We start from the raw sequence: 17,185 nt of genomic DNA on the forward strand, positions 1-17,185 counted from the left end.
TTACTATTTATCCTCACGGCCAATCCGAGAGTCCCAGCGCACCATGCGCCAGCTTGAGTGTGTCCCGTTCGTCAGGTGAGTATGCTAACAGATATTGCAAATAATAAAAAGCACTACTTTAAATTAGGTTGAATCTCGATGTAATTGATGTTTTAAACATTGCCGATGACTTGTGATTTGTGCTTGTGTTCATAAATTTTTTTGGAGCTATTATTTATGACTTTTTATAAAGTTTTACATTATCCTCATGTCCTTTTGCGTAAAAAAGGAACCCCAGTTGAAAAATTTACCGACTCACTCCGAGAATTTTTAAAAAATTTTATTGCAACAATGTATGAGTTTGATGGAGGCGGACTTGCTGCACCACAAGTTGGTGTTGCGAAAAGAATTTTTGTAGTTGATTTTAAGACTGCATTTGAAAGCGAAAGCTTTGAGTATAAAGAAGGTTGTTTTAAAGTTTTTAATAGTGAAAATAAAGAAATTCCAGCTCAGTTTCCAATGGTTTTTATTAACCCTGTTTTGGTAGAAATGTCAGAACCTGTAAAAGTTGGCTGGGAGGGATGTTTATCGTTTCCAAATGTTGAGGCTCATAATATTGATAGATTTTTAAATGTAGAGATTCATGCCCAAAACGAATTTGGTGAAAAATTTTCTGTTAAATCTTCACACCTTTACGCTAGCGTCTGTTTTCAGCACGAATATGATCATCTAGATGGAATCATGCTTGTTGATAGATGGAATAAAAACAGCTTTTCTGAATCTGATGTGATTGCAGACATTAAAGACTTTATTAACGATCCTAGTGAAAGAAAAAGAATGAAAAAAATTAAAGTAACAGAGGCGAGTCGTATTAAATTTGATTTTCTTTAATACATGTTCTGATATTTTTTTAAATGTAGCAGATATTCTACAATATTTTCTTTTGCGAGTTGTGGTATATAGTTGAATTTTGGCATTTCTGAATTTGGTATTCCTTCATTTATTGTTTTAAATAAAAGATCTTTTTCAAATCCGTTAATATATTTTGCACTTGGCGAAAGAAAATTTGGTATTCTTTTTCTTAAATTAACAGATAATGGTCCGTTTCCTTTGCCTGTGGGGCCATGACATGAAGCGCAATACTCTATAAAGTAACCGCGTCCTGATTGTTCGCTCTCTGAGTAATTAAATTTAGCTAGCTCTTTTGGGCTTAGAGCCCAAGGTGCAGGTTGGTTATTAAATAATGATCCAACTGGGTTTTTATCAAAAAAAGCAGGAATAATCATAACGCCAACCACTATCAAGATAAAAAGTAATCCTATTAAAATGCCAATAATTTTCATGGGCAGCGGTTTGCTATTTTTACTATTACGGGTGTTCTTTGGCATAGTTCTCTCGTAGTGAAGTATTTACATATTTTGCACTAAGCCTTTTCTTTTAACCACAAAAAACTGCAAAATCAAATTTGTCATGTTATGGTTTGGTTCTGGCGGTATTTTAACCGTAATTTTATAAATTTATGAGTAGATTTGCTTTGGAGAAATTAATGTTATTTATAAATAAGTGTAAATATCAATCTAAAAAATCTGTGACAAAGTTATTAATGCTGAGTGCTTTACCATGTGCTTTGACATCAATGACGTCTTCTGCTGCGACATCTTTAATGGTGAGTGGACATGCTGGATTTGTTGGTGAATGGAGCAGGAATAACCCTCCAAATGCAATGTCTTTTTCTGCACTAAGAGTGCCCCTTGGCCTTACTCTTGAAGCTCGTCCAACAGATAATTTTTCTTTATTTCTTGGTTTTGAATATGCTTATAATAATTATCCAGGACCGAGTGTTTTTTTAGGACAAACAACAGCAACATCATCAAATAAACCAAATGCAAATGACAATGGCCTAAATTATCCCTTGCCATTTGCAAATACTGTTGGTGCATCCAATCCTTACTCACAAAGAGTTGATGCATTATTTATTAGCCAAGCTTATTTTTCTTATCAAACTTCTTTAGGACTAATTAGAGCTGGTAGAATGCCACGTCATTGGGGTCTAGGAATTTGGAAAAATGCTGAGTGGACGCCTTTTTCTGGTTTGCCTTCAACTTCTGATGCAGTTGCATTTACAGCAGACTTTAATTCGTTTGATGTAAATTTGTATTATGAAAAATACGCAGAAAGTGTTGGTGGTACTTCGATTGATGCAGAAGCGAATGCGTATACCGTTGAGGCAAAATTAAAATCTGATCCATCAGATGTGACAAGTTCTGGTGTTAGCCAAGAACTTGGTCTTTTGTATACTAAATTTAGCCATAACAAATCTAATACTGATTTAAATATTCTAGATGTTTATGCAAAATTTTACATATCAAAATTTTATCTTGGGGCTGAACTTCTTTATCCAACAGGAACTACACAAAGTCCTAATTATCGTTCATTAGGGGGTGCTGGGGAATGCAGCTCTTCAACTGGTCTTACTTGTAATAGTCAAAAAATATCTGCTTTTGCTTCTTTGTTAAAGGTTAAGTATCAATTTGATAGCGATAAATTTACTTCTATTGCTGCAACAGAAAAATCTCAAAATGTTCTTGGCACAGAAGAAAGAAAGATCTCAAATGTAGCGAGTTTAATGGCTGGATATGTAAGTGGAGGTAGTAATCAATTTGAATCTAGTATTGTTAGTAACTCTAATGAAATTAAAGCAATAAGTTTAAATTCAAATATTCAGCCTGCTATTTTGATGTTTAATAGTACCACTCCTGCAGTAAATGGAATGCCTGGCGGTATGTTAACAAATACTACATTTGTACGCTTAGACTATACTTATGAAAATCCTAATTATGGTTCGTTTTCTCCTGCCTTTATATGGGGAAAAATTAATAATTTAAATAATAATTATGCAACTTCATGCAATACTAGCTCACCTTCTATTGATTCGCCAATTAATGTCATGTGTGTTGGAAATAATAAAAACTTAGGTTTTGAGTTAGATTTCTCTTATCGTTATACAACGCTCGATAGAGTGACTTTTGGAATGGATGCTGCTTATTGGTATGTTGGCAAAGCATGGGAAGTTTACAATCAAGCATTAAATACAAGTAGTTTTGCCTTAAGAGCCTCTGTTTCAACTCAATTTTAAGTTTTTTTACCACAGTACAATAAACGTTTCAGGATCAAATTTTTTGCCGCTCATTTCTATTTCATAATGAACATGAGAGGTCGTACTGTGCCCTGTGTTACCTACTGCAGCAATAATGTCACCTTTTTTAACTTTGCTACCTACTTTTACATAAATTTCACTGGTATGTGCATAGCGAGTGATCATTTTTTTCTCATGAATAATTTCAATAAATTTACCATAATCGTCTGTTTGCGTAACTCTATATACAACACCATTTGCGGTTGCAAAAATTGGTGAGCCATGACGTGCGGCAATGTCTAAACCAAAATGTATTCTGCCTTTTCCTCCAAATGGGCTTGGTCTCCACCCAAATGTTGACGTTAAGCGACCACGAACAGGTGCGATATCTGGAATATTTTGCAATTTAAGCGCTGCTTTTTGTGCTTCAACTAAGAATTTTTTAAGATCATTCAATTGTTTTGAAGTTTTTATTTCAGAGTCTTGAGTGATTTCAAATAAAGATTTTAACTCTAAATTTTCGTGTTTTAGAGTTGTAATTTTGTTTGAAAGTTCATATTCGTCTTTAGTTAATGGTCCTATACCATTTTCTGACGAATTCATATTAGAGTTATTTGATGTTTCTTTGTGGTTTTTTCCGTGCTTTCTGTCGTCAGTGCGTGTAGTCACTTTTTTAATTTTATCAGAATAATATTTAACTTGATTCATTGTTTCTTGAATATTTCTAATTTTATTATTTAAAGCTTCAACTTCACTTTGTAAACCTAGGCTTTCGTCGCGAATATATTCGAGCTCTCTTGCAGATTGATTGGTAATATAAAATCCAATACTCATTGCAATGGCTATTGTTATGATTGCACTACCAAAAAAAATGATAAGCGGCGGAAAAAAACTAGGGATTTTAAATATGTGTGTCTTACCTGTTCTTTTAGAAATAAATACAACCGTATGATATTCTAATAATTTTTTTAAAAATTTGTTTTTAAATTTAGAATTTTTGTCTTGATTTAAGGACACCTTAAACAGCCTCCAAGCGAGGTACACATACCCTTGTCTTAGAGGTTATCGGTTAATTATAATGCATTTAAATGGTAAATTTTTGCAGTGTTATCAATACGATGGGATTTTTTTGTGGCCTGGCCGGCGCGATTCGAACACGCGACCATCGGATTAGAAATCCGATGCTCTATCCAGCTGAGCTACGGCCAGAACACACGGTTATTTGGTTAGCATAACTCAAATGCGTTTGTAAAGCTTTTCGCCATCTATCATTTGCTAATTATTTTTATCTATTCATCTTTAACGGCGGTGTGTCATAAGAATATCCAAAAAATTTAAAGTTCAATGAAACTACATAAGTAGCAAAATTTTCGGGAATACCAAAAGCCTTATTGCGTGCAAAGCTAATGTCTAAACAATTTTGTAAGTTATAAAAGGTAATGTTTTGCGATGATGCGTAGCCCCTGCCATTTGATAGATTTGTGGTTGGATCTACTGTGGGATCTGTATTTTTTGACCACTGATAACCAAGTTTTATCCAATTCTTGGGTGAGTAAAAAGCGCTGGCAACTTGTTGAGTTTTTTTAATAAAGCTGTTGGAGTTTTGTTCTAAGGGATTTGCGACGTAATCATTGTTTTGCGTATAAGAGAGTGAAAGCCCATAAGGCAAATCAGCATTAAACGTCATTTCAAGTGAATTCAAACGATTGTAATATTGGTTGTATGATGTTTTAAAATTGGCTTTAAAAGGAAAAATTGGAACTAAATTAAACGTCGCTGAGCTTAAAATATCTGTATATTTTTGAGAGGGAGTTGCTGCTATGTTTGGGCCTGCATTTTTATTTATTTCGGCAGCGGTTTTATCAGCTAAAATATTATAGCCAGTTGATATTGAAATAGAAAGAGGTGTCATGTTCCAGGCTATTTTTCTTTTAAAATAATTACCTGATGGCCAGGAATAATTTTGTTTAAATTCATTTGCATTAACAACAGAAAAAAAGTTTTCTAATTCTTTTTTAGCCCATAAATCAAAAACTTTTGCAGCATCATTTTCTGAAGAAAATTCAAAAATATGTTTTGAATCAATTTCAACATCTAAATGATATTCTTTTAAGCTGTCATTAAAAAAATTTAAGTTTGCAACTTCTGGTTCTGCAGAATCTGTCAAGCGCGAAATAGGTTCATCAGATTCTTCGTAAATGTCTTTTTCAATTGTCCAATATGTTGTTGCACCAACTTCAACTGTTGCAATACTATAAGCGTTATCGCTAGCGTACCATAACTGATAAGTATTTGGCAAATTTGAGCTCTGAAAAACTTCTGGAATATAATTTAAATTAATAAATGGGACAAAGTGTTGAGTGATGATCCCTAGGGGGGTGATATTTTTTAAACTTGCATACATCGGGATATCAAGATGCGCTTTATGTTGGGAATAAGCTAAATATGGCTGAGTTTTACCAAACGGATATGCATCAGGAAAAAAGTATTGAGTTGTAACCGCTGACGACGAGATATATGCATTGAGATAGTCGTTAACTGGAAATGGTAATAAAATATTTGCAGTATTTGAAATTCGATACCCCTGGACATACGGATCATTTGGGTTTTTAGGGCCATTAGGAGAAAAAATTCCGGTTTGAGAGGTGTCAGGAACTTGAGGCGAAAATATATTTTGTGATGATGGAATAAAATTTTGCTGATTAAATCTGAATATATTTTCCCAAGATGTATTGTTACTAAAAACAAACGGTGTATTAAAGTATCTATAAGGTAAAAAATTTAATTCAATTAAAGGAAGTCGATTTGGAGTATTTTTATTAGATGTCGCAAATAAATCAAGTGCACCTTGACCTCTTACAGAAAATATAAAATTATCTCCATAAAATTCCATGTTGGCTTCTTGATTTAAAAATCTTTTTGAAGCTGTTGAAGTATCTCCATAAACTGTTGCTTTAGGTGTTACGTTAGAATTATTAGAAGAATAGTCAGAAATGTAAGTGTTATCGCTTACAAATTGAGTATTAGATTTTATAGACCAACAATCAAGAACGGGAATATTAATGGAGTTACTTAAATACCATCTATTTTTTAAGTTTGTACCTTTAAAACTATTTAGCATTGAAATTAATGCTTAATCAGATGTGGTCGAAAGTTTTTGTTCTATATTTGAATTATTTATTTCCCAATTTTTTGAATACTGTCTATCTTGAGTAAATTTAGTATCCATTTTTAATTGACTATTTTCTTTTATTAGAAATCTAAATTCACCATTAATTTGTGAGCCTCTATGAGAAAAATATTCATATGTAATAGTACTATCTGCATGTGGTCCTAAAGTAATAAAATAAGGTATGCTTACTTCAGTTCCTGCGTTATTGCTAATGTAAGAACTTGGAGTTAAAAAACCAGATTCTCTTTGAGTTTTAATTGGAAATTTAAGCCATGGTGAATAAAAAACAGGAATTGATAAAATATCTAAAGTAACATCGTGTAGTGTTAAATATTTATCTTTTTCAATAACAGAATTTTGAGAGCTAAAACTATAAAGAGCAGGTTCTTTAAATTGACTACATTGACAGCTTGTGACTATAGAATTATTTAATATTAAAATATTGTTGTTTTTTTGTATAATTTCAGATGCAGAAAGCCTAATATATCCTTTTAAATTTGAAAAATTCATAAGTTCATTAACTGTGTTAGAATTTTCCTGACTAAATTTTTTAACAGCAGTTCTTCTGTTTAATATCTTGTCACGCTCTTTATCCGGTAAGGCAGCTAAAATCGCATTTGGTTGAAACTGAGTCCGAGTTAGCCTGGCAAGTAGCCTGCTGTATTTTTTGGTTAGTTCAATTTTTTTAGATTCGTATTTTTCAGGTTCTAATAAATCTAAGTTTTTTACTCTTGTGTATTCGTTTCTTAAATTTTTTAATTCATTTTCAATTTCTTTAGCTCTTAATTTTTTTGCTTGTTCAAAAGCAATTTCTGCTTTTGTTATTCCAGTTTTTTCTGTTAAGTAATCAGTTTCTATAGTAGATGTGTCTGAATAAATTTCTGCATTATGCATTTTAATTTGATTATGAATTAAATCAAAAGTAATTCTAGAAGCAGTTGCTTTTTGATTTTTATTTATTAAATTGATATTTCCTTCTGCAGAAATTAATCCAATATCTTTTTTTATAATAATTTTATTAGAGGATAAATAAGTATCTCCAATAAGTATTTCTGCACTATTTTTTAGAATTATTGAATTATTTTCTTTGTTAATTTCTATATCATTTGCATCATAAAAAAGAATGCTAGAAAGAAGGAGGTTGTTTTTACTTTGACAATAAATTTTTTGATTAAAAAGAATAAAATTTGTAATTAAAAAAAAATAAAGGCTTAATGTTTTAAAATTGAGAAATATGTTATTCACTCATATCCTCGAATACATTTAAATTAAAGCGTTCCATAACTAATCCAATAAAAGCTATTGATCCAGTTATTACTAATGGCAATTCAAAACTTAAGTTCATACCTGTTTCCAATGCGAGTTCAAAATTTTCAATATCATGTGAAATACAATTACCTATATTTTCTTTATAAAATTTTGCCAACTCAGAAGATTTTTCACTCCGTAAAATAGGTACTTCAGTGAAAATAATTGCTGAAATTTTTTCAAAAGGCAAAAGTAATAAAGTTTTTTTCCAGTCTTTATCCTTAAGGCTGCAAAATATTAACACAAATTTTTTACTAGAAAAAGAAGATAAATTGTAAGCATTTAAAAAGTACTTAAAACCATCAGAGTTATGCGAAGCATCAAAAATCACGTTTCTTCCGCAAATTTGTCTAACATCAAAACGTCCAGGCCAAAAAGTTTTTTGTATTCCTTTTTTGACTTTATCGATGTTGATTTCAATTTGTAAATCTTTGAATAGGTATTGTATTGAATTAAGTGCAGTTATTAAATTGGGCAAATTAATTTTTGGAAAAACAAAATCATTAGATGTACTAAAATATTTAACTATTTCTGTTAAATTTTCATTTAGGGTGCTGTTCGAGCAAAAAACTGGACTGCTGCCAATAATTTTTGCAGTATGTTTTATTCCTTGAACAGCTTCATCAGCAATATCTCCAATTATTAAGTGCTTATTTCTCCGAGAGATAAATGCTTTGTCACAAGCTATTTTAAATAAAGAATCTCCTAAAAATTCGGTGTGTTCTAAACTAATGCTGGTTATCACACTCAGTAATGGAGAAATGCTGTTTGTACTATCAAAGTGTCCTCCTAATCCAACTTCACAGACTAAAAAATCAATTTTTTCTTTATAAAAGACTACAAAAGCAGTTGCTGTAATAAGTTCAAAAAAAGATGCGTCTGGTAGCAGACATTTAGAGAGACGATCAACTATTTTAAGATAATTTTCTAATTTTGTTTCGCTTATTGGTATTCCGTTTATTCTAATTCTTTCATTTGGATGAATTAGATGTGGTGATGTATAAAGACCAGTTACTAAGCCATGTTCATGAATAATAGACTCAATAAATGCGCATGTTGTGCCTTTACCATTGCTTCCGCCAACTAAGACTGCTGGCATACGCAAAACTTTATCATCTAAAATTCGGCTCAAAAGCCATTGTAATCGATGCGATCCAGGGATGATATTCCCTCGAGTTCTATCGAAGTAAGGTGCCATTGTTGATTTAACTGTTTTAGGTCGAGATTGAGGGAGTTTATATTTCATGATCATGAGAACACAATGGTTTATCCTTAACGGGAGTGCTTAAAATATTTAAAGTTCTATAAATAATTTCTCTCATTTCTGATCGTTTAATGATTCTGTCAATAACCCCATGTTCAAAACAAAATTCTGCTGTTTGAAAATCATCAGGAAGTTTTTGACGGATGATATTTTCAATCACGCGTCTTCCAGCAAAACCAATTGTTGCTTTGGGCTCTGCATAATTGACATCGCCTAGCATTGCAAAACTTGCTGCGACGCCACCAGTTGTTGGATCACATAGCACACTAATAAATGGAAGTTGTGCTTCTTTATGAAGTGCAATTGCTGCAGAAGTTTTGGCCATTTGCATTAATGAAATAAGTCCTTCATGCATTCGTGCACCGCCGCTGCTACTAATTAAGATAACAGGCAAATTAAGCTTACGAGCTCTTGAAAAGAGTCTATAAATTCTTTCACCTACAACAGAACCCATGCTTCCGCCCATCCAAAAAAAATCAAGGACTCCTATACCAACAGGCAAATTGTTGATAAGTCCTGCACCAGTTACAATTGCATCATATTTTTTGGTTTTTTTAGCCATACTAGAAAGCTTATCTGCATAAGATCTTCCATCATCAAAATTAAGCGGATTTGTGCTACATAAAGCATGATCCCATTCATAAAATGTATTACTATCCAAAAGCAGTTCGATACGCTGTTCTGCAGGGAGTCTGTGATGATAATTACATGTTGGGCATACTAATTGATTTTCTTCGAGATCGGAAATGAGAATAATTTCAGAGCAGGAAGGGCATTTTTCCCAAACACCGCTTGGCAATGATTTTTTTTCAGAAACGTCTTGTAGCTTTGCTGGTTCGCGTGATAGCCATCCCATTACAGTTACCTCCTCGGCAGATTACAGTGGGTAGTCAATAACAAAGAGTAAGCAAATGGTCAAAAGCTGCCGACTCTTATTGGTGATAAATGTTATCATAAAAAAATACTAAGTTTCCTAAGCTTGCCTCGAGAGGAAAGTTTATTGTGTTTAAATTTATAAAAAGAATGCTAATTTTTTTAATAGTTTCATTCTTTTCTATTAATATAGTAATTTTTTTCATTTTAAATAGTCAGATAATTCAGCATACAATTGTTCAGTATCTTAATGAAAATTATTTAAAAAATCAAAAACTAGAACTAAAACTTGGATCGTTAAACGTAAATTTTTTTGATTCATCATTAAATATAAATGATGTGTTAATAATTGATAAATCAAATAATTTATCTGCAAATGAGCCTTTTATCGAATTCGATAAAATATCAATATATTTTGATATTTTATCATCTTATGTGAACAGAATTCCTGTTGTCAATAAGGTATCTTTGGGTGGTGGAGGAATAAAGGCTTTATATAATGAAAAGAATAATTTAATTTTACCCGAATTTTTATTAAATATTTTAAATAAAGAAGATGATACAGAAGTTAATATTCAAGAAATTTTGTCTGATGTATACAAAACTTTAAATTTTCAAACAGAGTTAGTAAATTTTAATATAAATTTAGGTGATGAAAACTCAAAAAATTATCAAAAAATATCTATTAATAAAATTTTTATAAATAAAGATAAAAATTTTAAAGAAAATAATATTTTTAAAATTAATTTGTCAATAGGGAATTCTATTCTTGTATTTCCTTTTCATTCACAAGCGACTTCAATATCATCTATAAATTTAAATGGAAATGTTGCAACAAATGGAGATGTTTCTTTTAAAAATTTTGAAATATTGAGCAATCTTTTCCAACTCAAATCAGAAATACAGGGACTTTTAGCAAAAAAAATTGAAGATTCTTCTTATATTTTAAATGTAAAACAACTTGATGTCAATTCAAGAGATGTATTTCAACTTTTAGATATGAAAGCAAGTGGAAGAGCGATTTTATCGGGATTTGCAGTGTCTGGCAAAAAAATTACAGATGAACCAGTATTTAATGGTTCAGTATCATGGAAAAACTTTATTTTAGAGGATTTTAATATATATTCTGGTACAGCTCAGTTGGTTTTTAAAGATTCAACAATTGACTACAGCAACGCAGTAATTCATTCTAATAAATCCGGAATAATTAAGGCAAAAGGAAAGTTTCAATTATTTAAGGATTTTTACTTCGAAAATACTGCTGACATTGAAAAATTTAAATTTTCAGAATTATTAAATGGGTTAGGAGAAGTTTCTTATACGCCAATAGATTTTTTAATAAATTCAAAGTCTCTAACCGTTAATGGCAATATTTTTAGTAAAAATCCTAAGAAAATTTTTGATCTTTATATTAAAGGAACTGGGGCTGCTGAAAGCTTATTTGTTACAGAATTTAAAGATCAAAATGCTCGTAAGCCTTTACCAAATTTGAGTTTTAATCTTAATATGGAAGCCAATGCGCTTAGCTTGATTTTTGATAAAAGTAATCTTGTAATAAATGATAGTAAAAAAAATAATTTAGGAAATATTCAAATTTTAAATGGATTAATTGACTTAACTCCTGTTAAAGGAGTTGGAGCTGATTTTAAACTTAATGGAACTAATATTTCTTTAAGTTCAATTGACTATTTTTTAAAGCAAAATACTTATGGCTTAGCTAGTTTTAAAGGAGAGCTAAAAGTAACGCCTGGATCATCAGATGTTGTTTTTACATCCGATGCTCATATATATGAAGGTGACATTGTTGGAATTAAGTTTCAAGAATACAAAGGCGTTTTTGGAATTAATTCTAAAATGTTTTGGTTAAAAAATGCTGTTGCAACCTTAAGTAATTTTAGAAATAATAAAATAGTTTCTGTATTTATAAATGAAGTAAATTCTAGTTTTTTAGATTTTAAAACAAAGATTAATTTATCTTCGCAACAGACTTATTTTGATGTATTAGCTTATTCTTTTTCTAGTTTTTTACCTCCTGAGTTACAAAATTTAAAAGGAGAATCTAACAAATTATTATTAGAATTAGAGGGCATTCTTTTCGATCCTTCTTCTTGGAATTTAAAATTTACAACTAATGCGAATCAATTTGAAATTGTAAATAGCTTAATTAAAAACGTTAATATTTCCTTAAATTGTTCTTTGGGTATTTGTACTAATTCTGCTGTATCACTATTTGATATTATGTCTAAAGATGAACCTGCTTCTGGTGAAGATTCTTCTTTTATTTTATTTGAAATACAAAAATTGTCATTTGAGTATGCATTATTTAGAGCAAAAGTTAATAAATTGCCACTTAGTGTTTTTTCTGGAATTCGAGAAAATAAATTTAGTGGTACTTTTAGTTCAAATATTCAACTTTCAGGAAAATGGAATAACTTGTTTGGTGTAGTTTCTGCTAGTGGTTATAATGTTAAATATCAAGATTATAATTTAGGAAATTTTTCTTTAAATATTTTTCCTAATGAAAATAAAAAAATTCGTGTTAGTTTGAATTCTTTTAATAATCAGGTTATTTTAACTTATCTTACTCCCCTAAATTTTGATGGAAACTCTTTTTTAAGCGTTGATATGAAGAATTTTAATCCAACAATATTTTTAGGTAATCAAACTCGTTCTGAAAACTCTTTATTTTCACAGGTTAATGCTAAATTTCAATTAAATGGGGACTCGCCATTTGGATCTGAAAAAAATAAAAACTGGGTTAAAACATGGGAGGGTTCTGGCTTAATAGAAACTATTAATTTTCAAATTGGAAAAATTATTTTTGCATTAAACCGTAAAAGTGAGCTTTCATTTAATGGAGATAATTTTAACGTTAATGAATTAAACTTTAATAGTGAGTTTGGAAAAATTGAAGTTTCAAAATTTTCTTATAGAATTTCAGATAAAAAAATTAATACCAATATATTTCTAGATTATTATTTAAATAAATTAGAACAAGTTTCAGATATTTTTTCTACTTCTGAAGGAACTTTAAGGGGACGAGTAAAAATTGATGGTACTTTAAATCGACTTAAAACTTCTGGAAGTTTAAATTTACAGGCAGATTCTCTCTCTCTTAAAAGCTTTCAGCCATCTTTTAAAAATTTAAGTGGTAAAATTGTTTTTAGAGATAATAAGTTAGAACTTCAGGATTTTCATGCAGAAAAAGGTGCAGGAGATGTTAGCATAGTTGGGAGTGTTGATTTAGACTCATTAATTGATAGCGATAATAACAACTCTTCGATACTATTTAGACTTTCTGCAAGAAATACAGATTTAAAATTGCAAATTCCAGTTTTTCAAAATGTTGATACAAATTTTAATGCTAATATATCAATTTCTGGTAATCAAAGACCTTACTTAATTAATGGTGATATTATTGTTAACAAGTTGAGAATTTTTAAAGATATAGCATGTAATGAAATTGCAAATGAATTTATTTCTCAAAGTAATCTTAGTACACCACCAGCTACCAACTTAAAGCCTTTTGCAAACTTAAATGTAAATTTGCAAGCTTTAAGTTCATTAACTTTACAAACACAATGTGTCAGAGGTAAATTTTCAAGTAATCCAAGTATATTAATAACGGGAGATACAGATAATCCTATTTTGGTAGGTAGTTTATCCTCGGAAGTCGCTAGTCTTTTTTTATTGAAAACGCGATTTGATGTCAAAAAAGCAGATTTTAATTTTATTGAGTTGCAAAAGTATGATCCTAATGTAGATATTCAATTGGAATCAAGGGTCTCAAATTATACAGTTTTTGTTAATTTGCTTGGCAAATTGAGTACTTCTCGACTTGGTCTAGCGATACAACCGTCAACGTTGCCAAATGGTGATAGAATCACTGATGGAGATATTATCTCTATAATTTCAACAGGTCAAATTCCTTTACAAAGTTCTAGTGCAAATTTGCTTTCTGCATCAACAAGCATGTATTCCTTTTTTGGTGGTAGTCAAATTACACAGCTTGGATTTTTGAATAATACATTAAGTACAGTAACAGGAGGACTTGTAGATAATGTGAGTATCATTCCTACATCTCAAAATGGGCAATTGAGCTGGAGAGCAACTGTAAGCCGTTCATTATCGGAACGTTTAAACTTAGGGGTTAGTTATCAGGGGGAGTCGGGTGATGTGGGCTCTACTTCTTCAGCTTCTGCAACGTTTCTATTGAACAATACAATAAGTCTTTTTAGTTCTTTTTCTTCCTCTAATCCATCTATATCACACCAGCAAACCACAACTGAGGTTACTGGTGGTTTGAGGTTTCGATTTGGTAGCCAGTAATTTTTTTAAAATATTATTTATCTATTTTTTACTAAATTTTAAAATTTTTGTTTATTCTCAAGCAGAAAGATTTAAATTATTAGATCAAGCTTCAAATTTAAATCCAGTTGTAGAATTGTATCTAGTTGTAGATGGAGAAGGAACAAGTTTTTATTCAGATATGCTCCATGATCTTTCTTTAGTTCCATTGCCAGAATTAGAAGATGTGATTATTTCACTTTTGATGCAGACAAATTTATATCAAAGTGTTGAAGTTGATAGAATTATTACTGATGCCAATCAAATAATATTTGTAGCAAAAGCAGAAACCATTAAACGGGTTCATGATATCATTATTAATGGAATGTCATCAGCTGAAGCGAGTGATTATTTAAAATTTCTCTCTACTCAGAGAGGACGTCCTTTTGTAGAATATACATTAAAGAATGATACCTTATTTATCCAAAAAAATTTAGTGAAGCGTGGTTATCTAAATGCAAAGGTCGACTCTGTTCAAGTCAATGAAGTAACCAATCAATATTTGCAAGTTGTTTTTAATGTTGACAAAGGTAATCCATGCAGAATTGATCAAGTTATAATTCAGGATACATTTTCTAATGTCTTAAATTTTTTGACACTTCCAATTGAAACAGGTTCAATTTGCAATCAATCGTCTATTAATGATGCATTAGATTTACAAAAAGAAAGTTATTACGAACAAGGGTATTTAAAAGCAAATGTTCGCATAAAAGCTATTTCTTATTCTCCAAATAATGAAAGTGCAAAAATAACTCTTGAAATTGATAAAGGTCCTAAAACAATTTTTCAAATTTATGATGAAGAAACAGGTATTTTAAATCAGGATTTTGCTATTACCACCCAAGGCTACACTTATTCTGATATTTTAATAATGTCAGACGCCGATTTGTTATCAATTATAAATAATTTTTATCAAAAACAAGGATTTGCTTTTGTAAATGTATTAGGACCAGAAAAAATTATAGATAAAAATGGAAATACTATTTTAAAGTTTATCTTAAAAAAGGGTAACTTAGTTAAAATTGGTAAAATTAATTTTGTTGGTGATGGTTTAAATGAAGCAAAAATTTTAGAAAATTTAGGAATAAATTCTTCATTTTTTTCTTCTGGACTTCCTTTTTATCAAGAAAATTTAAATAATTATAAAGATAAGGTAAAATCTATATTTTTGAATGAAGGTTACCTAAATGTAAATGTATATATGCCAGATTTTATACCAAGCATTGATAAAAAAGAGATGAATTTACTTTTTAGAATTGAAAAAGGGCCAAAGTATATTGTTAATAAAATTGAAATTAATGGTCTTTCTAAAAATTTTGAATTAGATCAAAAAAGCTTAGAATCTTTATTAAAACAAGGCGCGCCGTTAAGTTATACAAGTAAACAAAATTATTATGATGAAATTAAAAAACAATTATTGTTTGAAGGGTACTTGTATTCACAAATAAGATTTACACAATCAACTGTACCAGAAAGCAGAGATAAGATTTTAGTTAATTTACAAATTAATATTGATATGGGACCATTAGTAAGAATTAGAAAAATTTACGTTGATAGTCAAATAGTTGGAAAAGATAATACTATTATTTCAACATCATTATTAAAAGAAGGAGATGTGTTTAGCCAAGAAAAATTTGACGATGCCAGAATAAGATTGTTAAAACATGATCTTTTTTCTTCTGTTCTCATAGAAGCTCTTGATTTTAGTTCTTTTGAAAGAAAAGAAACTCGAATCGATATTATTATTCATGCGCATGCAAAAACAGGTTATTCATTAGCGTTATCTCCTTCATGGTCTAACTTTAAGGGCTATGTATTTGATACGGATTATGTTTTAAATAAATTAAATACTGATGGATTAAGATTTATTTCTAATCTTAATGTTTCTCAAGAAAAACAACAGCAATCATTTGCATCATCAGATACAAGACAAATTTTAGGTGCAAAGCTAAGTTTAGGCCTGTCTGAATCATTGTTTAAGTTAGGAGCACTAACCACACCGATTGATGTGAGTTCTGTATTGAGTTATCAAGTTGCTGCCGAAACTTTGACAAACAGAGAATATTTAACTTTACAATTTTCGGGTGATTGGAAGCCTGCATTTTGGGGTTTGAATTGGAATTTTAGACAATCTTTTATTTATGAGCGTTCAAAATCAACAAGTTCAGAAAGTGCAGTTGTTCAAACTTTGGATAGCCCATCGGTCAGCATTTTTGAGTTATTAACAAATGCTTCTCTTGATACAAGAAATAGCCCAGCCTGGCCAACGTCTGGGTCGTATTATAGTTTGCAATTTGGTTTAGCACGATTTGGTTTAGGTTCTGAGGTGCAGTTTAATCGTTATAATTTTTCTTATGATACGTATTTTCCAATTTATGGGAAGTTGAGTGGAGCTGTGTCTTTAGGCGGTAAATTTATTAGAGATACAGTTAATCAGTTTGGTTCCACTGTAACTCCGCCCGCTTCAAGAAGAGCAACATTAACAGAAAGCGCTCTTGTAAGAGGATTTCCGGAAACTTATGGAAGTACAGCTCCTGGTCCTTTGTTATGGATTCATTACGCCAATAATGGTGTTCCTAATTGTACCACTCAGTTAGCATCAATTGGAGCGACAAATTTAATTTATTTTAAGTCAGAAACACGTTATCGCTTCAACGAAGTATTTGGGATGGTGTTATTTTTGGACTCTGCCTTTAATTATTTTACTAAAGGAGAGGTTGCACAAATAAACGATCAAATTAATAAACAAATTGGACTTGTTGAGCCATCAACAACGCAATGTGTGCCAGATGCAGCGGCGTTGATGGCTCCATCTGCAATTCAATTTAATGGATTTGATTTTTTTGAACAATATTGGAAGAGTGCTTATGTTTCTACAGGAATAGGCTTGAGGTTAATTTTAGGAAATTATGCAACATTGAGTTTAGATTATGGATATCCTTTAAAAGATCCCTCCCAAAATCAAAATAATTGTATGACTCCTGGTGACGCGCAAAATGCGACAACTCCTCCTTCATGTGTATTGCGTATTCAAAAAACGTCCTATTTGAATGGAGATATAGAGTTTAAAGGAGCCCTTCATTTAAGAATAGGCGCACAGTTTTAA

The 17,185-nt window shown here is 30.8% G+C and carries 10 protein-coding genes and 1 tRNA gene; 4 read left to right on the forward strand and 7 right to left on the reverse strand.

Translation table 11 applies throughout. The annotated features are described in order from the left end of the window. The first annotated feature begins 216 nt into the window (after positions 1-216). Positions 217-870 (forward strand): peptide deformylase, encoded by a 654-nt coding sequence (locus tag Spiro2_RS01065; RefSeq protein WP_338636474.1) that lies wholly within the window; start codon positions 217-219, stop codon positions 868-870. Here Spiro2_RS01065 and Spiro2_RS01070 read toward each other — a convergent pair. Then, entirely contained in the window at positions 867-1,367 is a 501-nt protein-coding gene (locus Spiro2_RS01070) for a cytochrome c (protein WP_338636475.1), read from the reverse strand. The genes Spiro2_RS01065 and Spiro2_RS01070 overlap by 4 nt on opposite strands. Before the next feature lie 158 nt (positions 1,368-1,525). Between Spiro2_RS01070 and Spiro2_RS01075 the strand changes: the two genes are divergently transcribed. Beyond that, positions 1,526-3,115 (forward strand): hypothetical protein, encoded by a 1,590-nt coding sequence (locus Spiro2_RS01075; RefSeq protein ID WP_338636477.1) that lies wholly within the window; start codon positions 1,526-1,528, stop codon positions 3,113-3,115. 6 nt (positions 3,116-3,121) lie between these two features. On the opposite strand, the gene Spiro2_RS01080 is transcribed toward Spiro2_RS01075, so the two are convergent. From Spiro2_RS01080 to accD, 6 genes are all read right to left on the reverse strand, one after another. Then, complete coding sequence (locus tag Spiro2_RS01080) at positions 3,122-4,132, reverse strand: M23 family metallopeptidase (RefSeq protein WP_338636478.1); 1,011 nt, start codon at positions 4,130-4,132, stop codon at positions 3,122-3,124. A 115-nt stretch (positions 4,133-4,247) separates the two neighbouring features. Next, a tRNA-Arg gene (locus Spiro2_RS01085) sits at positions 4,248-4,324 on the reverse strand. Between the two features lie 76 nt (positions 4,325-4,400). Continuing rightward, complete coding sequence (locus tag Spiro2_RS01090) at positions 4,401-6,236, reverse strand: hypothetical protein (protein ID WP_338636480.1); 1,836 nt, start codon at positions 6,234-6,236, stop codon at positions 4,401-4,403. Between the two features lie 12 nt (positions 6,237-6,248). Further along, positions 6,249-7,532: an LptA/OstA family protein gene (locus Spiro2_RS01095; protein WP_338636481.1), complete on the reverse strand. Its 1,284-nt coding sequence runs from the start codon at positions 7,530-7,532 to the stop codon at positions 6,249-6,251. Then, a complete protein-coding gene (locus Spiro2_RS01100) occupies positions 7,525-8,841 on the reverse strand; it encodes a bifunctional folylpolyglutamate synthase/dihydrofolate synthase (protein ID WP_338636482.1) in 1,317 nt (438 codons plus the stop codon). The genes Spiro2_RS01095 and Spiro2_RS01100 overlap by 8 nt, the downstream gene beginning before the upstream one ends. Then, positions 8,831-9,715, reverse strand: coding sequence for an acetyl-CoA carboxylase, carboxyltransferase subunit beta (gene accD / locus Spiro2_RS01105; protein ID WP_338636483.1), 885 nt, complete (start codon positions 9,713-9,715; stop codon positions 8,831-8,833). Before accD ends, Spiro2_RS01100 begins: the two co-directional genes overlap by 11 nt. 146 nt (positions 9,716-9,861) lie before the next feature. Here accD and Spiro2_RS01110 point away from each other — a divergent pair, with 146 nt between their 5' ends. Together Spiro2_RS01110 and Spiro2_RS01115 are read left to right on the forward strand one after the other, a co-directional pair. Further along, complete coding sequence (locus Spiro2_RS01110; RefSeq protein WP_338636484.1) at positions 9,862-14,061, forward strand: translocation/assembly module TamB domain-containing protein; 4,200 nt, start codon at positions 9,862-9,864, stop codon at positions 14,059-14,061. Next, entirely contained in the window at positions 14,048-17,185 is a 3,138-nt protein-coding gene (locus Spiro2_RS01115) for a POTRA domain-containing protein (RefSeq protein WP_338636485.1), read from the forward strand. Before Spiro2_RS01110 ends, Spiro2_RS01115 begins: the two co-directional genes overlap by 14 nt.

The sequence above is a fragment of the Spirobacillus cienkowskii genome (assembly GCF_037081835.1).
GTDB lineage: Bacteria > Bdellovibrionota_B > Oligoflexia > Silvanigrellales > Silvanigrellaceae > Silvanigrella > Silvanigrella cienkowskii.

Coding starts and splice junctions, on each gene's coding strand:
- Spiro2_RS01065 (WP_338636474.1), top strand. CDS start 217: ATGACTTTTTATAAAGTTTTACATTATCCTCATGTCCTTTTGCGTAAA.
- Spiro2_RS01070 (WP_338636475.1), bottom strand. CDS start 1,367: ATGCCAAAGAACACCCGTAATAGTAAAAATAGCAAACCGCTGCCCATG.
- Spiro2_RS01075 (WP_338636477.1), top strand. CDS start 1,526: ATGTTATTTATAAATAAGTGTAAATATCAATCTAAAAAATCTGTGACA.
- Spiro2_RS01090 (WP_338636480.1), bottom strand. CDS start 6,236: ATGCTAAATAGTTTTAAAGGTACAAACTTAAAAAATAGATGGTATTTA.
- Spiro2_RS01100 (WP_338636482.1), bottom strand. CDS start 8,841: ATGAAATATAAACTCCCTCAATCTCGACCTAAAACAGTTAAATCAACA.
- accD (WP_338636483.1), bottom strand. CDS start 9,715: ATGGGATGGCTATCACGCGAACCAGCAAAGCTACAAGACGTTTCTGAA.